The organism is Pirellulales bacterium (assembly GCA_019694435.1).
In the GTDB taxonomy this organism is placed as follows: Bacteria; Planctomycetota; Planctomycetia; order Pirellulales; family JAEUIK01; genus JAIBBZ01.
Genome location: JAIBBZ010000019.1, coordinates 1 through 22,864 on the forward strand (window position 1 = coordinate 1; position 22,864 = coordinate 22,864).

Annotated in this window: 16 protein-coding genes and 1 tRNA gene; 10 read left to right on the forward strand and 7 right to left on the reverse strand. The window is 64.2% G+C overall.

What is annotated here, in order from left to right:
* Window positions 1-82: 82 nt before the first annotated feature.
* Complete coding sequence (locus K1X74_14535; protein ID MBX7167544.1) at window positions 83-1,831, reverse strand: PAS domain S-box protein; 1,749 nt, start codon at window positions 1,829-1,831, stop codon at window positions 83-85.
* Between the two features lie 70 nt (window positions 1,832-1,901).
* A complete protein-coding gene (locus tag K1X74_14540; GenBank protein MBX7167545.1) occupies window positions 1,902-2,357 on the reverse strand; it encodes a chemotaxis protein CheW in 456 nt (151 codons plus the stop codon).
* 681 nt (window positions 2,358-3,038) lie between these two features.
* On the opposite strand from K1X74_14540, the gene K1X74_14545 reads away from it, so the two are divergent.
* The gene (locus K1X74_14545; GenBank protein ID MBX7167546.1) at window positions 3,039-3,401 is read left to right on the forward strand and encodes a response regulator; all 363 of its coding nucleotides are present in this window, start codon (window positions 3,039-3,041) and stop codon (window positions 3,399-3,401) included.
* 31 nt (window positions 3,402-3,432) lie between these two features.
* On the opposite strand, the gene K1X74_14550 is transcribed toward K1X74_14545, so the two are convergent.
* Window positions 3,433-4,638 (reverse strand): hypothetical protein, encoded by a 1,206-nt coding sequence (locus tag K1X74_14550; protein ID MBX7167547.1) that lies wholly within the window; start codon window positions 4,636-4,638, stop codon window positions 3,433-3,435.
* A gap of 120 nt (window positions 4,639-4,758) precedes the next feature.
* Between K1X74_14550 and K1X74_14555 the strand changes: the two genes are divergently transcribed.
* From K1X74_14555 to aceK, 6 genes are all read left to right on the forward strand, one after another.
* Window positions 4,759-5,418 (forward strand): tetratricopeptide repeat protein, encoded by a 660-nt coding sequence (locus K1X74_14555; GenBank protein MBX7167548.1) that lies wholly within the window; start codon window positions 4,759-4,761, stop codon window positions 5,416-5,418.
* Between the two features lie 375 nt (window positions 5,419-5,793).
* Window positions 5,794-7,161, forward strand: coding sequence for a vanadium-dependent haloperoxidase (locus K1X74_14560; protein MBX7167549.1), 1,368 nt, complete (start codon window positions 5,794-5,796; stop codon window positions 7,159-7,161).
* 55 nt (window positions 7,162-7,216) lie between these two features.
* Window positions 7,217-8,989, forward strand: coding sequence for a glycerol-3-phosphate dehydrogenase/oxidase (locus K1X74_14565; GenBank protein MBX7167550.1), 1,773 nt, complete (start codon window positions 7,217-7,219; stop codon window positions 8,987-8,989).
* Between the two features lie 108 nt (window positions 8,990-9,097).
* Complete coding sequence (locus K1X74_14570; protein MBX7167551.1) at window positions 9,098-9,856, forward strand: MIP family channel protein; 759 nt, start codon at window positions 9,098-9,100, stop codon at window positions 9,854-9,856.
* Window positions 9,857-9,883: 27 nt separating this feature from the next.
* Complete coding sequence (gene glpK, locus K1X74_14575; GenBank protein ID MBX7167552.1) at window positions 9,884-11,377, forward strand: glycerol kinase GlpK; 1,494 nt, start codon at window positions 9,884-9,886, stop codon at window positions 11,375-11,377.
* A 142-nt stretch (window positions 11,378-11,519) separates the two neighbouring features.
* A complete protein-coding gene (gene aceK / locus K1X74_14580) occupies window positions 11,520-13,271 on the forward strand; it encodes a bifunctional isocitrate dehydrogenase kinase/phosphatase (GenBank protein MBX7167553.1) in 1,752 nt (583 codons plus the stop codon).
* Here the strand turns inward: aceK and K1X74_14585 are convergent.
* The 3 genes from K1X74_14585 to K1X74_14595 form a co-directional block, all read right to left on the reverse strand.
* Window positions 13,242-13,922: a hypothetical protein gene (locus tag K1X74_14585; protein ID MBX7167554.1), complete on the reverse strand. Its 681-nt coding sequence runs from the start codon at window positions 13,920-13,922 to the stop codon at window positions 13,242-13,244. The two genes, aceK and K1X74_14585, sit on opposite strands and share 30 nt — an antisense overlap.
* 37 nt (window positions 13,923-13,959) lie before the next feature.
* Complete coding sequence (locus K1X74_14590) at window positions 13,960-14,328, reverse strand: hypothetical protein (GenBank protein ID MBX7167555.1); 369 nt, start codon at window positions 14,326-14,328, stop codon at window positions 13,960-13,962.
* A 357-nt stretch (window positions 14,329-14,685) separates the two neighbouring features.
* The gene (locus K1X74_14595; GenBank protein MBX7167556.1) at window positions 14,686-15,675 is read right to left on the reverse strand and encodes a thioredoxin family protein; all 990 of its coding nucleotides are present in this window, start codon (window positions 15,673-15,675) and stop codon (window positions 14,686-14,688) included.
* Window positions 15,676-16,756: 1,081 nt separating this feature from the next.
* On the opposite strand from K1X74_14595, the gene rho reads away from it, so the two are divergent.
* Entirely contained in the window at window positions 16,757-18,046 is a 1,290-nt protein-coding gene (gene rho / locus K1X74_14600) for a transcription termination factor Rho (GenBank protein MBX7167557.1), read from the forward strand.
* 187 nt (window positions 18,047-18,233) lie between these two features.
* Window positions 18,234-18,316, forward strand: a tRNA-Ser gene (locus tag K1X74_14605).
* 217 nt (window positions 18,317-18,533) lie between these two features.
* Here the strand turns inward: K1X74_14605 and K1X74_14610 are convergent.
* Window positions 18,534-20,276: a hypothetical protein gene (locus K1X74_14610; GenBank protein ID MBX7167558.1), complete on the reverse strand. Its 1,743-nt coding sequence runs from the start codon at window positions 20,274-20,276 to the stop codon at window positions 18,534-18,536.
* 906 nt (window positions 20,277-21,182) lie between these two features.
* Here K1X74_14610 and K1X74_14615 point away from each other — a divergent pair.
* Complete coding sequence (locus tag K1X74_14615; GenBank protein MBX7167559.1) at window positions 21,183-22,556, forward strand: DUF1501 domain-containing protein; 1,374 nt, start codon at window positions 21,183-21,185, stop codon at window positions 22,554-22,556.
* Window positions 22,557-22,864 lie beyond the last annotated feature (308 nt).

The window sequence follows — 22,864 nt, forward strand, 5'->3', positions numbered from 1 at the left end:
GTGGAGAGGGGCCAAAACCCCGGCGGCCCGGCGAACCGCACGAGCGCGGTTCGCCGGGCCAGGGTTGGCCGCGGGCGTGGGTCTACTCGGTCTTGAAGCGGCTGACCATGTCGCGAAGGCCGGCGGCCTGGGCCCCGAGTTCTTCGCTGCTGGACGCCATCTCCTCGCTGCCGGCGGCGGATTGCTCCGTCACCTGGGCGATGTTCTGGATGGCGCAGGCCACTTCCTTGGCGTTGCGGGCCTGTTCGACGGTCGAGGTCGCGATCTCCGAGATCTTCTTGGCCGTCGATTCGACGCCCTGGATGATCTTCTGCAGCGCGGCACCGGTCTGCGTGCTCAGCGTGGAGCCTTCCTCGACGCGGCGGGTCGATTCCTTGATCAGCGACGAGATTTGCTTGGTCGCCTCGCTGGCCCGTTCCGCCAGCTTGCGAACTTCGTCGGCCACGACGGCAAAGCCCAGGCCGTGCTCGCCGGCGCGGGCCGCTTCGATGGCGGCGTTCAAGGCCAGCAGGTTCGTCTGGCTGGCGATCTCCGAGATCACCTGAATGATCTCGCTGATCTGCTCCGAGCTGTTCTTGATCAGGCCCATGGCCTCGATCGACTTCTGCACGGCGGTGCCGCCTTCCTCGGCCAGGCGGTTCGTGTCGCGGGCGACGGTGTCGGCCTCGACGGCGTTGTTCTTGACATTGTCGATCGAGCGGCTGAGCTCTTCGATCGAGGCAGTCATTTCCTCGACGGCCGAGCTCTGCGTCTGGGCGCCTTGCGCCAGCGACTGCGAGCTCTCCGCGATGACGCGGGCGCCTTCGGTGAACTGGGCAGCGCTCTCGATGATCTGACGGATCATCTGCTGCAAGCTGGTCAAGGTCGTGCCCAACGCACCGGCCAGTTGGCCGACGGCGTCGTCGCTGTGGATGGTGATCGGCCGGGTCAGGTCACCATCGGCAGCCGCGTTCACCACGACCAGCAGCGCGTCGATCTTGTCGCTCAGGTCTTGCTTGGCCCGACGCTCGCGCTCCTGGGCTTCGGCAATCTCGCGACGTTGCCGGACGGCATTGGTGATGTCGCTGGCGTACTTGACGACCTTGTACGGCTTGCCCTGCTCGTCAAGCAGCGAGCTGTAGCGGGCCTCGATCCAGATTTCTTTGCCGCCCTTGCCGAAGCGTTGGAACTCGCCTTGCTGCGACTCGCCGTCACGGAGGCGTTCCCAGAAGCGGCGGTAGTCCGACGACTTCGAGTATTCGAGATCGACGAACATGCTGTGATGCTTGCCGCGAATCTCGGGCAGCGAATAGCCCATCGCCGAAAGGAAGTTCTGGTTGGCGTTGACGATCGTGCCATCGAGCTCGAATTCGATCACCGCTTGAGCGGCGCTGATGGCCTCGATTTGGTTGGCAAAGTCGCGGTTCTTCGCCTGCATGGCGAGCTTCTCGGTCACGACTTCCCAGGTGACCATGGGACCGAGATAGTTGCCGGCTTCGTCGTAGACCGCGCTGACCAGCAGGTCGAGCTTCTCGGAGGCGAGCGAAATCACGGCACGGTGCGGCAGGTTCCGCGGGTTGGCAAGCAACCGGCGTTGGGCGCTGGGGTCTTTGTGGAACAAGTCGATCGACTTGCCCACCACTTGGTCGGCCTTGCACGGCAGCAAGTGTTCGATCTGGCGCAGCGTCCGGATGCTCGCCGGGTTGGCATAGGTGACGACCAAGTCGGTGTTGGCCATCATGATGTTGATCGGTGAGTTCTCGCTCAACGCCCGACTGATCGTCAGCTCGCGCTGGATCTGCTCGATGTCGGCGACATTCGAAACCGGTGTGGCAGTGTCAGCCATGGTCATTCAATCTCCGCAGGAAGGAAGGTGGAAGGCAGGGTAATGAGGTGGGGGTGGTTCACGCAGATGGGAGGGTTCAGTTCGCAACCGCTTCCAAGGCGGCGTTTTCTTGGCCGCCGAGGATCTGGTCGATGTCGAGCATGATCAGCAGGCGGCTTTCGAGCTTGACCAGGCCCGTGAGGTATTCACGGCCCAGGCCGGCCACGGTCGGTGGCGGCGGGGCAATCTGGTCTTTCGAGATGCGCAGCACCTCGCTCACGGCGTCGACGATGATCCCGATCGTCTTGCCGGCCACGTTGACGACCATGATCCGGGTCTCGTCCGTATTGGCCTCCGTACTCAGGCCAAAACGCAGCCGCAGGTCGACGATCGGAATGACCGTGCTGCGGAGATTGATCAGGCCCTTGATGAACGGCGGCGTTTGGGGAACGCGCGTGATTTCGCCCATCAGGATGATTTCCTGAACCTTGGTGATCTCGACGCCATACTCCTCCTGGCCGAGACGGAAACTGACCAGCTGCATGCTGCCCATGGCTTCGACGCCGTGGCGTTCGAGCGTAGGCGACTCCGCGGTAACGGTGCTCAAGGGTTAGACTCCTGGCGAATCGAGATTAAGGCGTGAGTTTGGGCGACCAGCGAGCAACATGGCCGCGCGGGATCCGGGTCGAGAGCCTCTTCCGCGTTGCGCAACAAGCTCTCCCTTGGTGATCTAGCTCGCGGTACGGCGCTGCGCGGTAAAGCTCACAGTTTTTCTTCCTGGCACTCATTCCGTGCTCACGGTGCACACCGGCACGGCGAGCAACGGTGCCTACATCACCAAGGATTCGGGCAGCCCGGTCCGCACAGTTCAGCGGGTTTACGCCTTTTTCGAAAACCGCATAATTTGCCCGCGCGTTAACATCCGCGCGATCGGCGCCCTCGCGCGCCAACATCGTCCACGGTAGCGGTCCTGAGGAAGAAACCGCCGCCAAGGGCGCTTTCCCGCGTGCGGCTTGGTGCCTGTGCGCCCGATTCGCTCATCTTTTCGAGGAAGTTCCCGGACGAGCGCCCGGCGTCTTTGACTCCCAGCCACCGGCGTCTTTGACTCCCAGCCAGTGGAACCTAGGTTTGCGTGCCGATCGGCGAAGGTCGGTACGCTCGGGCGGCGACGCACACGTCGCTTCGCCCGGAGTGGTAACCGTTTCCCCGCTGTGAATTCCGGGAAGTATCCGTCATGAGCCTGCGAGTGCTGGTTGCCGACGACTCGAGCACAATGCGCAAGATCATTATCCGTTCGTTGCTGGCGGTAGGCGCCAGTGACACGACCGAGGCAGCCGACGGCGCCGAGGCGATCAATCTGTTCAAGCCAGGCTCTTTCGACCTGGTGCTGACCGACTGGAACATGCCGGCCAAGAACGGCCTCGAAGTGGTCCAGGCGATTCGCGCTCAGGACGCCAGCGTGCCGATCATCATGGTCACGACCGAAGCCGAAAAGCAGCGCGTGCTGCAGGCCATCGAGGCCGGCGTGTCGGACTATCTGGTCAAGCCGTTCACGGCCGAAACGCTCCGCGAGAAGCTCGAGAAGCACGGTTGCTAGTTTTCCAGCAACCGGCTCGCCGCGGTCGATTTCAATTCACACGCCCGGGCGCCGACGAAGAGTCGGCGTCCGGGCTTTTTTGCGCTGGTTGCAGCGTGATTTCTGCGCCGGCACGCTTGAACTCGAGGCCCCGCGGGCGGCAGACGGCCTCGAGGAGTTGTTCGTCGTCGGCCTCGCTCACATCGACGGTGATCGGGTCGGTAAGTTTGATGCCGGCACGATCCAGTGCAGCGGCGTCGTAAACGAACTTCCAGCCGAGGCGAGTTTGCAGCTCTTCGAGCACGCGGCCCAACGGCATGGAGCGGACGACAAACCGATGCCGCACCGCGGCCGCCTCGTGCCGAGCGGTCCGCCGCGGCGGTGCCGAGGTCCCCGCGAGTCTTTCCAGTTCTTCGAGCAAGGCGCGGACGACGACCGTGTCGCCGTCGCGCCGCGCCGTCGCCGAAGGCGTGTCGCTGAGCCATCGCTCGAGGCGCTCGGCGCTGAGCTGCTGTGCTCGGAAGGTACGCTCCACGGCAACCTCGGCAGGCCACGGCGCGAGCTGCAGACCGTCATTCCCTGCGGCTCGAACCAACCGCAGGTCGAACTCGGCAGCGACGAGCGTCACGCGGTCGGCCAGCGTCAGGGGCGGTGCGCGAAAAGCCGGCCACAAGTCGAGCGGCAGTTGTTCGAGACCGGTCAGCCGGGCTTGGGCCGCAACCGCCCATTGCTCGATCAACGGGCGCGGCTCGGCGAGTTCTGACCAGGAAAACTCGGCCCGCTGCTGCCAGGCGCGGCGCGGCGCCTCGGCAAGCTGGCGGACCTCTTCGGCATTCATGGCTGCAATCGTCCGCAGCCGGGTGGCGGTCGCCACGGGACCTAGATAGAGCACGTCGGCCAGCCGCGCCACCGCGGCGCCGCGGTCTTGAGCGACGCTGCGCAGCACGGCTTCCAGCGACTGGTCCGCGGCCGTGTAGCGGACCAACTGGTCTGGATCGATGCGTCGATCGAGCAAGATGGCGACGTGATACGCCGTGGAAATGCCGGCCAGCGCCTGGCGGAGCGGCACGTCGGACCACTTGACGCTGACGGTCCCTTGCAGCCGCCGGCCAAGGGCGGTGCCCGTGAGCAGCGGTGCGGGCGTGTCGGCGGCGATCTCCCCGGCGGCCCCGGTCAGCACCAGCAGCAGCACGGCTACGCCGGGCGTCCAGGCCCTGCGTCGGCACGATCGATGCGGCAAATCCGTTGCAGTCGGCACGCGTATTGTCCGGTCAGCGAACCAATTCGTCGCCACAAGCGGCACCGGTGATTACACTCGGGATTGGCCCGCGGCGGCAAGGCCCTGACGCTTTTGGCCCCCCAGCATCGGCGTACCCTAGTGAACGACCTGGACCGACAACCGACGCTCGTCCCGCTTTACGAGCGGTATCTCGACGACCTGCGCACGGCCGATTTCATCGAGGCCGTCTCGGCGCGCTACCGGCTGGGCACTCTGGCCCGCCTGACCGAACACCCGCTGCGCCAGGTGCGCCGTGCGGCGGTGTTGGCCATCGGGTTCCTGGGCAATTACGAGCAGAACGGCATTGTCGGCCGGCGGCTGAACGACGCCGACCGCACGGTCCGGACCATCGCCGAGAACACGATTCGCCAGCTTTGGCTGCGCGACGGTGAGCCGCAGCACCAGGCCGAGTTGGCGGCGATTGCCCGGCTCAATCATGACGGGCACTCCGCGAAAGCCATCGAACGAGCGACCGCCCTGCTCCGGCACGCCCCCTGGCTGGCCGAAGCCTGGAACCAAAGGGCCATCGCACATAGCCAGCAAGAGCGATGGACCGCGGCGATCGCCGATTGCCACCAGGCGTTGGAGATTAACCCCTATCATTTTGCCGCGGCGGCGGGGATGGGGCAGTGCTACCTGAAGCTCGAACGCTATGCCCGCGCCCTCGAGTGCATGCAGCGGGCCCTCAAGCTGAACCCCGACCTGATGACCGTTCGGGCCTGCGTGCAGTATTTGCAGCGGGTCTTGAAGGCCGACTGACGACGAGCGGACCGCGACATTGCCCCGCAGATTGACGGCCGTGATTCGTGAGACTAGGATCGGCCCTCGACCTGTCACAATGCGTAGTTCGCGTTGGTGGCACCTTTTCTGCGAGGGACGCTCGTGAGCCGTAGGCTCGGGGAATTGACCTGCCGCATCGCGCAACCGGTTTGAGCGCGACATTGCAAGTCAGGCGTCGCGCCCTCGCGACGACGCCCTGTCTCTAGCTCCCCGATCTTTTTCCGGTCGTTGCGCTCGCTGCGCATCGCGATCGTTCCCGTAACCCTCCGCGCACGGCTTGGTGCGCTTACCGCACAAATTCGGGCTTCACGGTGGCAGGGGTGCCGGCTGAAGCCAGAGAACTAGGGTCCCATCATGTCGCATCGTGTCCTGACCTGTCTGGCTGGGCTTGTGCTTTGTCTACCCAGCCAGGTGTTCGCCGCCGACGTAGTTACCGCGTGGAATGCCTTGCTCGCCCAAGGGATTCGCAACGATACGACGATGGTCAATCCCGGTTGGTCTTCGCGGGCGCTGGCCTTGATGAACGGCGCGATGTACGACTCACTGATGGCGATCGAACGCACGCACGTCCCGTTTCTCGTGGATACGAGCGCGGGCGATCCTTCTTCGGTGCACGCCGCGCTGGCGACTGCCGCGCACGACATTGCACTGGCCGTTTATCCCGGGCAGCAAGCCCTGTTTGACAACGCTTACAACGCGCAGATGGCAGCGATCGCCGCGTCGCCGAAAAAGGTGAATGGCATCGCGCTGGGACAATTCATCGCCAACGAGTATCTGGCCGCGCGCGCGATGGACGGGTCGGACGTGATGGCCGCCTACGGCCAGAACCCGGATCCAGGTCATTGGCGCCCGGATCCGTTGCACTCAGACCAGCAGGCATGGGGGCCGGGCTGGGGCGCGGTCGATCCGTTCACCTATGCGACGCACAACGATTTTCCCGCGGTCCCAGTCGTGCCCGACATGACCAGCGCCGAGTACACGGCGTCGTTCGACGAGGTGAAATCGCTCGGCGAAAAGAACAGCATGACCCGGACGGCCGATCAGACCGAAATCGGCATCTTTTGGGGCTACGACCGCCAGGGGATGGGACCGCCGCCGGTGCTGTATACGCGGAACCTGCTGGAGATCTCTGAGCAGCAGGGGAACTCGCTGCAGGAGAACGCCCTGCTGTTCGCGCAGGGGGCAGTTGCCATGGCCGACGCGGCCATCGCTGCCTGGGACGTCAAGTACCGCGACGATTTCTGGCGCCCGATCAGCGGCATTCGCGAAGCCGACACCGATGGCAACCCGCTGACGGTGGCCGACGAGTCTTGGGAGCCGTTGGGCGCGCCGTCGAGCGATCCGTTCACGCCCCCCTTCCCTGCCTATGTCTCCGGGCATGCAACCTTCGGGGGCGCACTGTACTCAGTCCTGGAGAGTTTCTACGGCACAGATAACGTTTCTTTCGACCTGACTTCGCAGGAGTTGCCCGGCGTCACGCGGCACTTCACCAGCTTCAGCCAGGCCGAACTCGAGAACGCCGAAAGCCGCATCTTCCTGGGCATTCACTGGCGCTTCGATGCCGTCGAAGGGATCAATTTGGGAAACAACGTTGCCGCGCACGTGACCGGCACCTACTTCCAGCCCGTTCCCGAGCCGAGCAGTTTCGTGCTGGCGCTGGCGGCGATCGCGCTGGGCGGATGCCATTGGGCAGCACGGCGCCGGACCGGCAAGCGGAGCTGAGCCGATTGCCGTGCTGGCCTACTAGCGACACTCGATCGCGCGATATATTGACCGCGTGACTACCGCGTCGTCGCCTGTGTTGATCCTCGGTGCCGGCATCAATGGGGCCGCCCTGGCCCGCGAGTTGGTGCTGAATCAGATACCGGTCTGCCTGGTCGACACGGCGGATATCGGCTTTGGGGCGACCGCCTACTCGTCGCGACTGATCCACGGCGGCTTGCGCTACCTGGAGCACGGCGAGTTCGACCTGGTGCGCGAATCACTCGCCGAGCGCAACCGCCTGGTGGCGCTCGCCCCGCACCTGGTCCGGCCGCTACGGCTGTATATTCCCGTCGCGGGGCGCTGGGGTGGGCTCTTCGATTCGGCGCGGCGCTTCCTGGGCTTCGAACGCCCCGCGCGCAAGGCCAATGTGCAGCAGCAGCGCGGGCTGTGGCTCGTGCGCCTGGGCTTGGGCTTTTACGACGCCTATGCCGGCACGCATGCCTTGGAGCGTTATCGCGTCTATCGCGTGGAACAGGCCGCGGCGTCTCCGATTCCGCGCGTGGATGCGCAGCGTTTTCACTGGCTATGCGCATATTCCGACGCGCAGGTGCAGTTTCCCGAGCGCTTTACGCTGGCCTTGTTGGCCGATGCACAGCGGCTCGCCAAGGCCGGCGGGGTGCCGTTCGAGGTGCATACCTATCGTCGTGCCGAACTGCACGGAGACGAGGTTCGCCTTGCGCCGGTGGCCGGATTGTACCGCCGGGAAGCATCGCCCAGCGTGACGCTGCGGCCGGCGGCCATCGTCAACGCGACAGGCGCGTGGGTCGACTTCACGCTCAGCGAGCTGCGGATCACACAACGCAAGTTCATGGGGGGCACCAAGGGGAGCCATTTTCTCACCTATCACCCCGGGTTACGCGCGGCCTTGGGAGACGGAGCCATCTATGCCGAGGCTCCCGACGGCCGGCCCGTGTTCATCATGCCCTTCGACGACGGTACCCTGGTCGGCACCACCGATTTGCCCTACAGCGATCGGCCGGAGACGGCCGTGGCGTCGCCCGACGAGCTGCAATACCTGGTCGAGACGGTCAACGCGATTATCGCCGGCGTGCGACTGACCTTGGACGACATCGTCCTTCACTACAGCGGCATCCGCCCGCTGCCCGCTACCGGCGCGGGCGTACCCGCGGCCATCACGCGCAGGCACTGGATGGAGGAACATGCGGACGCCGCGGTACCGTGTTATTCGATCATCGGCGGAAAGTTGACCACGTGCCGGTCCTTGGCCGAGTCGGCCACCGCCATGCTGTTGGCGCGGTTAGGACGGCCGCGCATGCAAACGTCTCAAGACCGCCCGCTACCGGGCGCCGAGGATTATCCGGCCAGCCCCGACGCTTTGGTCGCAGAGCAACAGGTGCTCGCCTCGAGCCATGGGCTCAGGCCGGCGCAGGTCGCCGCGATGTGGCGGCTGTGCGGCACTCAGGTGCGCGAGATCCTCGCCGCAGAGGGCACCTGCGGTGGTGAGTCGCTCGTCGGTACCGAGTTGCCGGTGGAGTTTTGCCGCTGGTCGATGCTCGAGGAATGGACAGTCACGCTGGCCGACCTGGTCGAGCGCCGGTTGATGCTGCTCTACGAGCCGGGGCTCAGCGAGGCCACGCTGCGGCAATTGGGCCAGATCATGGTCGCCGCCGGCCGCGCCTCGCCCGACGAGCTCGAGCGACAACTCGGCGAAACGCGCGCACGCCTGGCTCAGCATTTTGGCCGCACCGTCCCGACCGATCCCTTGCCGCGGGGCAACGGACGCCCTGCGCCAACGCCGGGGCCCCGTGCTGCCGCCGGCAGTTGAATTGCCCGCGCTGCGCGGTGAGAATCGTCGGTCCCTCGGGGGCGGGCATTCTGGCGCTGGGGCCAGGCGCCCGCGAGTGTTAGGGGGTTCAACGCGAAAGGCGGCAAGATGTCGCGCGAAACGTGGCGGGAAGTGGCGGCGGAGTTCCTGGGCACCTTTGTGCTCGTGACGTTCGGCGTGGCGGTCGTGGCCCAGGTGCTGTTGGGCAACAAGGCCAATGGCGATTACCTGTCGATCAACCTCGGCTGGGGCCTGGCCGTGACGATGGGAATCTACGTCGCCGGCGGCGTGACTGGTGCGCATCTCAACCCGGCCGTGACGCTGGCCATGGCGGTCTTGCGCGACTTCGGTTGGGGACGCGTGATTCCCTACATCGCTGCGCAGGTCGCCGCGGCCTTTGTGGCTTCGGCCGTGGTCTATGCCGTGTATCACGAGGCCCTCGCCCGTCACCCGCGCGATCTGTCGACCGCGGGCATTTGGGCCACGTACCCCAACACGGCCTTTCCGCTGAGTAACGTGCCCGGGGGGCTGGTCGATCAGATCGTCGGTACGGCCCTGCTGGTCGGCGTGATCTTCGGCATCTCGGACAAGCGCAACCTGTCGCCCGAAAGCAACCTGGGCCCGGTGATCGTCGGCGCGCTGGTGTTGCTGATCGGCATGACGTTCGGCTTGAACTGCGGCTATGCGATCAATCCGGCCCGAGATTTCGGCCCCCGGCTGTTCACCTATTTCGCCGGCTGGGGTGGGAAGGTGTTCGAGGCCCACGACGGTTGGTGGTGGGTGCCCATCATCGGGCCGCTGATCGGCGGTGTCGTCGGTGGAGCGGTTTACGATCTGTTCATCACGCGGCTGCATCCGCGGCGCTAACTTCTGGCTAACGGATCTCGACGAACGATGAGCAAATACATCCTGGCGCTCGATCAAGGTACGACCTCGAGCCGGGCTATCGTGTTTCAACGCGACGGCCGCGCCGTGGCCATGGCCCAGCGCGAGTTTGAACAGTTGCTGCCCACGCCTGGACACGTCGAGCATCGACCCGAGGAGATCTGGTCGAGCCAATTGCAAGTCGCGCAAGAGGCGCTGGCGCAGGCCGGGCTCACGGCGGCCGACATTGCCGCGCTGGGCATTACCAATCAGCGCGAAACGACGATCCTCTGGGAACGGGCGACCGGAAAACCGATTGCCAACGCCATCGTCTGGCAGAGCCGCATCACCGCCCCCATCTGTGATCGGCTGCAGGCCCAGGGGCTGGCCGACACCTTTCGCAGCAAGACGGGTCTGGTGGTCGATGCGTATTTTTCCGGTACCAAGATCAAGCACCTGCTCGACACGATCGAGGGCGCACGCGCTAAGGCCGAACGTGGAGAGGTCCTGTTCGGCACGGTCGACAGCTACCTGATCTGGCGGCTGACTGGCGGGCGCTGCCATGTGACCGACTACAGCAACGCCAGCCGTACGCTGATCTTCAACATTCATACGCTCGACTGGGATGACGAGCTGCTGGCCATCCTCGAGATCCCACGCGCGATGCTGCCCGAGGTGCGACCCTCGAGCGAGGTCTACGGCTCGACCAGCCCCGAGCTGTTCGGCGCGGCGATTCCCGTGGCAGGGTGCGCCGGCGATCAACAGGCCGCCACCTTCGGCCAGGCCTGCTTCGAGCCCGGCGCCGCGAAGAACACCTATGGCACCGGATGTTTCATGCTGCTCAACACGGGCACCAAGGCCGTGCCGTCGAACAACCGGCTGCTGACGACGATCGGCTGGGGGTTGGGGGGCGAGGTGACCTACTGCCTCGAAGGCTCGGTGTTTATCGCCGGTGCCGTCGTGCAATGGCTCCGCGACGGGCTGGGCGTGATCCAAAGCTCCATCGACGTCGAAAAGCTGGCCGCCAGCGTGCCCGATTCCGAGGGCGTGTATCTCGTGCCGGCGTTTGTCGGTTTGGGAGCGCCGCACTGGGACCCTTACGCTCGTGGCGCGATCTTCGGTCTGACGCGCGGTACACGGCTAGGGCATATTGCCCGGGCCGCCGTCGAGTCGATGGCCTATCAGACGCGCGACTTGCTCGACGCGATGCAGAAAGACGCGGGCATCCGCTTGGCCGAGTTGAAAGTCGACGGCGGGGCCAGCGTCAACAACGCCCTGATGCAGTTCCAGGCCGATTTGTTGGGCACCCGGGTGCTGCGACCGGTGGTGGCCGAAACGACGGCGCTTGGCGCGGCCTATCTGGCGGGCCTGGCCGTCGGCTACTGGCAGGACCAGCAAGACGTGGCGCGGAATTGGGCCCTGGAGCGCCAATTCGAACCACAAATGCCGGCCAGCGAACGCGAGGCGAAATACGCGCTATGGCAGCGGGCCGTGTCGCGCTCGCTGGATTGGCAACCGCACTAACGGTCGCACCACATCGCACCGCGGACCGCTCTCGGGTACGCTGAGAGGGCTGGCCGACGGCCGGGCTCGCCGTTGAGCGCAGGCGCGGAATGCCTGCCGCCGGGCCATCTGCCGCAGCCGCCAGCGCTGCCCATCGATTGTCATGACGCAAGTGACCACCAGCCGGCTGGCGAACGTCATCGCCCGCGCCATCCGCCGCGCCTTCGACCTCTATCAGCACGAGTTTGGCGAGATTACGCGCCGCGCGCGGCAGCGGTTCGTCGACCGCGATTGGCACGGCATGCAGGCCGATAGCGCCGAGCGGCTCGACGTTTACGAGGCCGAGGTCGCGCACATCGGACAGCGCGTCATCGAGCTGCTGGAAGACCGCGTGCACGATCGGATGGTGTGGGGCAGCATCAAGGCCGTGTTTTCCAGCTTGATCGCCGATCGCGACGACTGGGAGATCGCCGAGACGTTCTACAACTCGGTCACACGGCGGATCTTTACGACGGTCGGTGTCGACAACGAGATCGAATTCGTCCACACCGATTTTGACAGCCCGCCGCACCTGGCGAGCCAGCCGGTGTATCGCACCTACGGCCGGGGCGAGTCCGTGCAGAAGTTGCTTCAGGCCATTTTGACCGAGTACGAGCTGCCGCTGCGCGGGCCGCAGCTCGACCATGAAACCCGGCTGGCGGCCCGGTGCATCGAGGATCGTCTCCGGGCGATCGGCGCGCTGCGGGTCGTCGAGCGGACCGAGATCGTCAAGTCGATTTTCTATCGGGGCGAGTACGCGTATGTGATTGGCCGCATGTCGAGCGGCTCGCACATGCTGCCGCTGGCGCTGTGCCTGAAGCACGACGAGCGCGGGATCACGATCGACGCGGTCTTGACCGATGAAAACGACCTGAGCCTGTTGTTCAGCTTTGCCCGCTCGTATTTCCACGTCGAGGTCGAACGCCCCTACGACCTCGTGGCATTCATTAATTCGATCATCCCGCGGAAACGTGCGGCCGAAATCTACATCTCGATCGGCTACAACAAGCACGGCAAGACGGAGCTGTATCGCAATGCCCTGAGGCACCTGGCCGCCTCGGACGATCAGTACGAATTGGCGCAAGGCCTGCGGGGCATGGTGATGATCTGCTTTACCATGCCGTCGTACGCCGTGGTGTTCAAGATCATCAAGGACCGCTTCGACTACCCGAAGACCTGCACGCGGCATTCGGTGATTGACAAGTATCATTTCGTGTTCAAGCACGATCGCGCCGGGCGGCTGGTCGATGCGCAGGAGTACAAGTACCTCGAGCTCGACCGGCACCGCTTCAAGCAGGAATTGCTCGACGAATTGCTGGCCGTCGCGGCCGAAACGGTGTTTGTGCGCGGCGACCGCGTCGTCATTCGCCACTGCTACGCCGAACGGCGGGTCGTGCCGTTGAACGTGTTTCTCCAGGAAGCCGACGACGCGGCGGCCCGGGCCGCGGTGATCGACTATGGCCAGGCGATCAAGGACCTGGCCTGGACCAATATTTTTCCCGGCGACTTGATGCTCAAGAACTTCGGCGTCACGCGGCACGGGCGGGTCGTGTTCTACGACTACGACGAGATCAGCGAAGTTACCGAGTGCAACATCCGCCGCTTGCCCGAGGACTATGGCATGCTGGGCGAGCCGTCGCACGGCGTCGGCCTGCACGACATGTTTCCCGAGGAGTTCCTGTACTTCATTGGGCTGTCCGGCCCCTTGCGCGACGTGTTCCTCGAGCATCACGGCGACTTGTTCACCGTGGAATTCTGGCAAGAGGTGCAGCGTCGCTTGCGTGCGCGGCAGATCATTCACATCGCGCCCTACGGGGCGGATCAGCGGCTGCCGCGTGAGGAAGAATCAGCGGCGCGCCTGGCCCGGCCGGCCTAGTCGGCGCAGATTCTGTCGCGCAAGCGCCAACGTCAACCCGGCCGAAAGCGCCAGTGCCAGCGTCGAGGGCTCGGGCACTGGGGCGAACACGGCCAGCCGCAGATGTTCGGCAAGCCCAAACGCGTCCTGCGCCTTCACCGCCAACAAGTTCGTGCCCGGGACCAGGTACTGGGTCACATCCAGGGGGCCCAGGTCGCTCGACGAACTGTCGACGTCCGCAAGCACTTCGACGCCGTTGATGTAGACGATGGCATCGTCGTCGACCGACATCAGCAGCTCGGTGCCCGGGCGCACCACGTCGAGGGAAAAGGTCTTGCGGAAGTAGGCCGGCGATGCGCCGGCGGGCGCCCAAATCTCCGACGGTGCGATCAGGTCCGCCGTTTGCCAGGCCATGTCGTCGTACTCCAGGTCGCTGTTCCAGCCGGGGTTTGCCGCCTCCCATGCTGCGCCGACGCTCTGAATCGGTTGGCCCTCTTGGTTGCCCACCGGGCCGATGGCCTTCCAGGTGTCGTCGGTCGCGACGACCAATGCAGGCGCGATCACATCCGGATCGAATTCGACGACACCCTGGAACGGCAGGCCATTCGGGTCGTCAAACCGGGTTGCCCAGTCGTTCCACTGTCCTTGTGCAGAATGTCCAGGGTAGTACATGGCAACATAGTCTTCCGTGCCCCCTGCGTCGTTGGGCTCACCAGGGGTCCAGTTTGTATAGCCAGCCCAGCGGTTTGCCGTTGGTCCACTCCATCAGGCCGGGTGTTTGCGCGTCGTTCAGCCCGATCCACAACAAGCGCGCCTGGCCGCCGTAGTGACCGAAAGTGTCAAACACCCAAGCTTGTTCCTGTGGATCGTCGATGCTGGTCAGATAGCCTCCGAGAGTTCGAGCCGCGATCTCCGAGTTGGCCCACGACTGCCGGCCCAATAATACGTATTCGTGGCCGTTGCCGGGATTCGTGGCCAGCGCGACTAGCCCTTGAGCGGCAGCGAACTCGGAGGTAAACGTCAGCGGAAGAGCCATCGTCAGAGCGACGAGCACCGAGGTAAGCGTTGTGGATTGCATCGGGGGCCCCTAGAGTCGCGGTTGAGGCTCGGTTGTCTCCGCTCGAATCTGGTCTCTGCAAATCGTCACTGGGCCAACGCCTAGGCAAGGTACGCAGCGCAAGGCGCGCGACTGAACGCAAGACTTGCTGGGCGCCGGCTCGAGAGCAAGGCGGCTGCTGCGGTTCTCAGACGCCGGCGTCGAACGCCGGCGAGAGCAGCGAGAAAGCCGACATGGAGTGACGATTCACTGGCGCAGCGATCGGATAAGAGATCCGGACCAAACTAAACGTAAGCTTTGCGGCTCCGACGATAACTACGGCGGCAGCGCCAGTCAACCAATGCGCCGCGGCAGCGTTGATTGTCAGTCGGGAACAACTTACCGCTGCGAGCTGGTATTCCGCGGAATTGCAGCCTGCATGCCCCGGGCCGCGGCGGCATAGCGTTCCGGATCGCCGTAGAACTTGGCCAGCGACTGTTCGCTCGAGAATAGATAGATGCGGTCGCCGTAATAGACACCGTGGCGGCGCTGGCCGGGCACCTGCTGCCCTTCGTCGAGTGCGACGACGGCATCGTTGCCGACTGCGGCCGGCGAATAACGGTCGGGGTTATTCCAAAACATCTGCTGCGCCTCGGCCGAGGCAAAGTAGAACAATTGCCCTTGGTAGGTCGCCGTGAACTGCGGGTCGCCGGCGGCCCAGACGCGATTCTCCATCAGTTGCACGGGGCAATAGCCGTCGATCGCCAGCCGCGCCGCTGCCGGAGCCGCCACTTCGGCGGTCGGCGGCGCCACCGGCGGTTGTGCGTTGATCGCGGCGGCCGGAGGCGCTGGCGCTTGTGGAGGTGCCGGGGCCTGATGTGGCTCGGCCACCATTTGTTGCTGCGTGTATTGCGGCTGCACGGCCGCCGGCCGCGGCGTCGCGGCTGCGATGGCCGCTGACTGCTTGGCGCGGTACGCGGTCGCCACTTGCGTGATTACGCCGGCATACTGGTCGGCGGTCTGCGGGCTCTGCATCACTTTGACGATGCGGCCATCGGGCGAGAGGATGACGTCCGATGGCAGCGATCGAACGCCGAATTGCTGCAAGTCGGTCTGGTGATCGTCGGCATTGAATTTTACGAGCACGAAGTTGCTGCCGAGGGCTTCGTCGAGCCCTGGCTGAGTGAAGACTTCGCGTTCCATCCGCATGCAGGGTCCGCACCAGGGCGCCCAGCAATGCACCAGGACCAGGCGGTTGGATTGCGCTGCGGTGGCCAGCGCAGCCGGCAAGCTCTGCTGCCAGGCGATTTCCGCGGCTTGGCTGGACAAAGTGGCCGTGACGAACAGCGATGCCGTCACGAATCGCAAGGTGCGCGCCGCCGTCAACATGCCAGGCCCTCGTGAGCAAGATCCGGGGGGGAGCATCGGCGATCTGCCTGATGCCGGTTCCTGCTTGATATCGGCCACTGCTGCACGGGAAATCGTGTTAAACTATTCCGATTGCAGTGGTTCGAGGGATCGTGCGGCCTTGCTGCAAGGCGTTTGGAGAACTGGGGAAACCTTGGCTAGCCTTGGCCGGCACAGGCGCCATCTTGGTGGCGTAGCAGGCAGCTAAAAGTATCGGTGGGATCGCAGCAGGTTGCCGGGGGGAGTAACTTTCGCAATCCTTGCCGCCTGATTCTTTGCACTTGACAGCAAGGTGGTTGCAGGTAAACTTTTGGGTAGTTTAAGCTTTCGCACGTCCAAACATGCGGCCCCGAAGGGGCTCAGCTGGGACGGGCGATTTATGGCCCACGCGAGCGTCTTTGGGCCGCCCCGCTGCAAAGTGGCTCTGACAACCAGGCTTCGGTTCGACAACCGCCTGTCTCTGGCAGAACCCCTCTAGGGGCCGGATTTCTTAGACCAAACTCGTTTGCTCGGCTACAGGACTGGCCGGATGCGCCCTCGCGGGGGCGCTGCTTGGCGGTAGCCGGGGCGGGCGACCCAAATGCGGTTGAGTCGGGCAAAGGGGTTGCTCTTTGCACGCCTGAACCGCGGGACTGGTTTTGCCAGGGTCTGACTTTTTGCCAGGACCTGACATGGGGACGCAGTCGCTTGGCGGCATGAGTGGATGCCGCGACGCTGCGCCTGTGTTTGCTGATCTGAGCGCCGGTGGGAAATCGTGTCCCCTTGGCTCGGCGTGCGTGGCGATCGCACGGCAAGCAAGACAACGTTGCGCGCAGCGAACAACACTTCGCGCGCGCTGGGAGCAACAGTGAAACGCCGGTCGGCGAGAGCACTCGCCAGCCGTTGGTTGAGGCGGAAGCTCGGCCCTGGGTCGAGCCGTCGGACAAGCGCATGACAATTGCACCTTTTGCAGTCTTTCAGCGGGGAATTGCTGGCTTACAGCGGGGAATCGCTGGGTCGAAATGGGTCGGGACTCTTGGCCCGACTGTTCTTTACTGAGCTACGCTCATTCTTCAGGTGACCAATGGGAAAGAAAAAGGGAGGCCGGCCGCGCGGTCGCGGGGGACCAGGCGGCTACGGTGGCGGGCATTTTCACGGACGTCCGCGGCATCATCATCCATATCCGCGCCAGGATGGCCCGCGGCCGCAGACGACCGAGGCCGAACCTAGCGAAAACGGCGAACCGCTGCCTCTGGAGCCGGCCTCGGGCGTGCTCGAACTGCACCCCAATGGCTACGGCTTCTTGCGCGATCCGAAGAACAACTACGTCCGCGAGCGGACCGATCCGTTCGTCCCGGGCGCGATGATCGACCGCTTCTGTCTGCGTGAAGGTGTGCTCATCAACGGGATGGTTCAGCCGAATCGCAAGCAGCAGGGTCCGCGGTTGCGCGAAATCATCGATATCGACGGCTGCAAGGCCGAAGACTATCCGAACGTCAAGACGTTCGACGTGCTCACGCCGATCAACCCTGAGACGTGGTTGCGCCTGGAGACGGGCCCCGAACCGCTGAGCACGCGGATCATGGACCTGCTCACGCCGCTGGGCAAAGGCCAGCGCGCGCTGATCGTCGCCCCGCCGCGCACCGGCAAGACGGTGATGCTGCAGCAGATCGCTCAGGCCATCTCGCAGAACTGGCCCGACATCAAGCTGATCTTGCTGCTCATCGACGAACGGCCTGAGGAAGTGACCGACATGCGCCGCGTGGTCGTCAATGGCGAGGTCGTGGCCAGCAGCCTCGATCGCGACGTGGAAAGTCACGTCCGGCTGTCGCAGTTGGTCGTCGAACGCTGCAAGCGGCTGGTCGAACTGGGCAAGGACGTGTTCCTCGTCATGGACTCGATCACCCGCATGGCCCGCGCCTTCAACAAGTGGGTCGGGAATACCGGCCGGACGATGTCCGGCGGCGTCGACATCAAGGCCATGGACATTCCCAAGAAACTGTTCGCCACCGCGCGGCAATTCGAAGAAGGCGGCTCGCTGACGATCGTCGCGACGGCGCTGGTCGACACCGGCAGCCGCATGGACGAGCTGATCTTCCAGGAGTTCAAGGGTACCGGCAACATGGAAGTGGTGCTCGACCGCAAGCTGGCCGACCGCCGCGTTTGGCCGGCGATCGATATCAGCCAGTCGGGTACCCGGAAGGAAGAAAAGTTGCTCGAGCCTGACACGCTACACGCGGTGACGATGTTGCGGCGCACGTTGAGCTCGATGCATCACGTCGACGCGATGGAGCAGCTGACCAAGCAGTTGAGCAAGTTCCCGACCAACCGGGACTTCGTTAAGCTGATCTCCGGCGTCCAGGCCCGCGACTAGACGCTCGCGGACCGGTCATGGAACACGACTCTCAGTGCAGCGCGGGGGCCGCGAGGTCTCCGCACGGCAGGCTCGCAGGCAACGCGCATCCGCGCGAGCCGGCAAAGAGTGAGCCGCACGCAGGTCGTCCGAGATCGACGCACGACGCGTTGCCACACATGAACCGCGGCCACCGCGCCGCGGCATCGGAGGGTATGCGAATTGGTGAGCAGCCTGACTGGAATTCAGGTGCCCCGCAAGGGGTTGCGGGTTCGAGTCCCGTGCCCTCCGCCTGCTGAAAACCCTGCGTCCCAACGGGCCCTGTGATAGGCAGTTGCGACGCGGGGTTTCTTGTTGCGCACTTGCTGGTCCCAGTTTTGTCCAAGTGCACGGCCTGCTTCATCGTGCCGGGTGTTCGCACGTACTCATTGCGTGTCCGATTTCAGGCTGGAATGCGCTGGGTTGGACGGCGTGGGGTGTGACCATTCCTGGCGCCTGACCGGTCGACTCATGTTCGTAGTTGCCGGTCCTTGCTGCTTAGCAGCGGGGACTCGGGCAAGGCGCTACCAGGGGCACTTCTGACGAACCCTGCTGGCGATCGTCGCCGAGCAATTGCCAGCAGACCGACCAGCGCCAGGCTGGCCAGGAAGGCGCCCGCAGGTTCGGGGACCACCGTCGTAAACAATCCTGAGCTGCCGTCGGTAAAGGTCACGGACAGGACCAACTTGCCATGCTCGTTAAAGAACCGCGGCAACCCATCGGCTCCGGTGGACTGTGGGCCATTGGGAGTGTCGAAAAGGCTGACCTGTCGCAGGTCGAGACCAGGACCTGGATCGACGTCGAGCACGTCCCCTTTGCGAATCAGCACCGAGAGAGACCCGTCCATCCAGAGCAAGGAGGCAATGTTGTTGTCGAACGTCACTCCAGTTCCTTGCAACCGCACGCCCAGCAGGACGCCGTGTTCCAAGGTGATCGAGCCCAGGACATTCTGGATGACGACGCCCGAGGGCAGACTCGAAATCGTCGGATAGTTCCCTTCGCGCATGACGAGGTCGATCCCGTCGTCCGTCACTCGCAACACCGCTTGGTCGTTCGCGCCCGTCACGCCGGCGCCGGCCAATTCGGTAATCGCGTACAGCTCGCCCGTGTTCGATCGCAAGCCCTGGAACGGCAGAGTGAAGCTCGAGATGGTCACGCCCGCCCCCAGCCCGGGCCCCAGCGGACCATCGGTACCTGAGAGGATCATGGGTTGTGGCGATCCGCCCGGCTCGATCTTCCAAGCGCCGCGGATGGTGTTATTCACCTGTCCGATAAAGCTCAGTTCGCCGTCGTCGTTGATCAAGACCGGCGACATGCTGTTGAACGTGCCAGGGATTCCTGGTCCGAGCGGGCCCGTCATGCCCGTCTGCTGAACGACTTGAGCGGCGTTGTAATCCTTTACCTGCCACGCGCCATTTTGGGTGAAAAACGTGACGTCGCCGCCGGTAACGAGGGCGCGAAAGGCAACGTCCCCTGCCCCGCTGGCGGCCAGCCATTCGCCACTGGGAAACCCGGCGAAGACGGCGCTCGAGGGGAGGCCAGGGCCCAGCGCTCCGACCACGCCACTGCGGGCGATCGGCGTTACACCGGCGGCGGATGCTTGAAACAGCCCCAGGCGATTCGCAGAGTCTACGCCGGCGCCCTGCAGCGGCGAGACCCACGTGAAGACCCCATCGGCCGTGAATTGCGTGATGTTGTCGGTGTGATCGTTGAGCGGGAAAAGATCGAACTCAACTCCAGGCCCGAGATTCGGGCCGAGGGGACCATCGGTATCGAGTAGCGCAACAGCTTGCGGAGCGGTCATATCGGTGTCGATAAACAATCCGGTACCGTTGACGCCAGGTCCGTTGTAGTGACCGCTAAAGCCAACGGCGCCGTTTTCACTCAAGATCGGTCGCCCCAGGCCAGTGAAGGTCGCGCCGGCGATGTCGGGTCCAATCGTCCCGCCGGCTCTTTCGCTTGCGACCAGGCTGATTTCGCCGCCGGGAGCAACCTTCCAGATGGCGTTATCGACGCGGTCTTCGGCCGTCCTGGTTGAAGCGCGAAAGGCAATCTCACCGTTGTTGTTGATCGTCGGAAACGACAGTTCCGGCAAGAACTCAGTCCCTGGTCCGAGGTTCGGACCGAGCGGACCGTCCGTACGCGTGAGCGCTATGGGCGTAAACTCGTATTCGGAAGCCGCGGCGGTTGAAGTCAGAGCCGACAAACACATGACGACGTGCGACCAAGCGAGGCACCGGCAATCGAATCGTTTCACGAGCAAAACCCCTTATTGAGTGCGAGGCAAGTGGCCATGCCGCGCAGCCAAGACGCGCGGCAAAAGGCAAAGGCAAAAGGTTTGAATCGCCGAGCGTCCGCGAACGCTCACGGGCAAGAGGCAGACCAGGCGCCGAGCAAGAAGTGCGTGTCGCCAACGACACGCAGAAATGGCGCTAGAATCAGTTCACGAGCGGCCCCTAACGCATACTCGTTTCAGATCACAAACCCTAGTTTGCGTGTGCAGCGTAGGACAGCGCTGGCTGGGCTGTCAACAAAAAACTCTTTCGGCTGTCTTGTTTCTGGGGCTTGGTTCGTGCCGCCGAATGAAACATCTTGCGAAGCAGGTGATGCGCCACCGAATCTGGCTCGTCGAGGTGCGGTCCTGCAATCATTGCGAGGGCCCTGACCGGCATTGCGAGGGCCCTGACCGGAGCGAAACATTGATCCGTGTCCTGATCCGTCTTGCTCACAACGACTCTCGAACCATTGAGTTGACGTGACCGGTAACAGGATTCAAACACGGACGACTTGCCTGGCCGGGGCGGTTCGTAGACGCGGCGTCGGCGAGCCACGCTGGTCTCGCTCCCGTCGCCGAAAGCTGTGCGATTGTCACCTTCGATTCGGATCGATTGCCAAACAGGGGCGGTCCAGCTTCGAGCAATTCGGGGCCATGGGATTGAGGATCGAGTGGTCCTTTAGGTCTGCTGAAACACGAAGGGCTCATGCGCCGGGCCGCGGCGCGGACAGTGCAAACGGGGCGCAGGGCGACGGATCGTCTCAGGATCGTGTATATTGACCACAACTGACGAGATTAGGCCTCGGTTGGGACTTGCAGGGAGAACCTTCCTTGAGTGGCCCGATGCGCAATCTGATCTGCTCCGAGGCGCAGAGCGCACTTTCGCTCAGTCGGCGGGCTTTCTTGCAAGTCGGAGCCATCGGCTCGGCCGGATTGACTCTGGCCGACGTCCTGCGCGCCGACGCACGCGCCGCGGCATCGGGTGCGGCGAGCGCTCGTAAGAGCGTCATCATCCTGTGGTTGCGCGGCGGTCCAAGTCAGCACGACATGTGGGACCCCAAGCCCGAGGCCCCCAGCGAGATTCGCGGCGAGTTTGCGCCCATTGCCACTGCGGTACCGGGCGTCCAGGTTTGCGAGTTGTTGCCGCAATGCGCCCGGATCATGCACAAGTGGTCGCTCATCCGCAGCCTGCACCACCGCCCCGAAGACGGTGACGTAGGCCATTCGAACGGCGACCAGATTTGTTTCACAGGCTACGCATCGGGGCCGAATCCCGATATCAACATCATGCCCAGCTGCGGCTCGATCGTCGCGCGACAGCAACAACGGCTGGATCCGAGCTTGCCGGCCTATGTGGTGATTCCGAAAGTTGCGCCCGGCATGGGGGCTGCTTATTTGGGCGCCGCCTGCAATCCATTCGAGACCGTCGCCGATCCGGCGATCGATTCGCCTTTTCGTGTTCGCGACTTTGCCCTGGCCGAAGGCCTGACGTCGGCACGCGTGCAGCAGCGCGGCATGTTGCGCAGCGCGCTGGATCGCATGCGGCCCATCGGCGCGACTGCTGAGACGGACAAGTTTCACGCCCAGGCGTTGGACATCGTCGCCGGCGGCGCGGCGAGCGCGGCGTTTGATCTGGAAAGCGAGCCGCAACACGTTCGCGAACGTTACGGCATGATGCCGACCTTCGATCCGGGCGATCCTATGCGGTGCGGCTCGAAGAATTGGGCACAGCGGATGCTCTTGGCGCGGCGGCTGATCGAGGCTGGCGTGCGGATCGTGACGGTCGAAATGCGCTGGTGGGATTTCCACAAGCAGGGATTCGACTCGCAGCGTCGCGGGTTCTTGCCCCGCTTCGATCAGGCCTATTCCGCCTTGATCGAAGATCTTGAGCAGCGCGGGTTGCTGGAGTCGACCTTGGTGGTCGCTTGGGGAGAAATGGGGCGGACGCCGCGCGTCAACAAGGACGCAGGTCGCGACCATTGGCCGCAAGTGTTTTCGGCGGCTCTGGCCGGGGGTGGCGTGCAAGGGGGCCGCGTCATCGGCGCGTCTGATCGCACCGGATCGATCCCCAAGGACAATCCCAAATTGCCGCACGACGTGCTGGCCACGATCTATCAGCATCTGGGCGTCGACACGCGCGCCCAATACACCGACACGTCAGGCCGTCCGCACGTCGTCTTGCCGCAGGGCGAACGCGTTGCGGAGCTATTCTCTTGAGCGGCCATCACGCCGGACCGCCGATGCAAGTCGTTGCTGAGACGCCCTGTGCGCAATGCGTTGCGAGGCCGATTTCGACGATTTATGAAGCGCTGTGAATCGTCCTGAGCTGGGAGATCGTGAACGGCTGGAAAGTCACCCCGATCTCGCCTCGGCGCATTTGGGACGAACAATGGTCGGCCTCGAGCCGCTCGGCCTTGGCGTTATCGGTTTGGCCGCTGCCAAATTGTCCCCCGAGTAGGAATCGACCAAGTGGTGGCGCAAGGTTGGCCGGTCACCGCTTCGATAGCTCGACAGATCCCAGACGG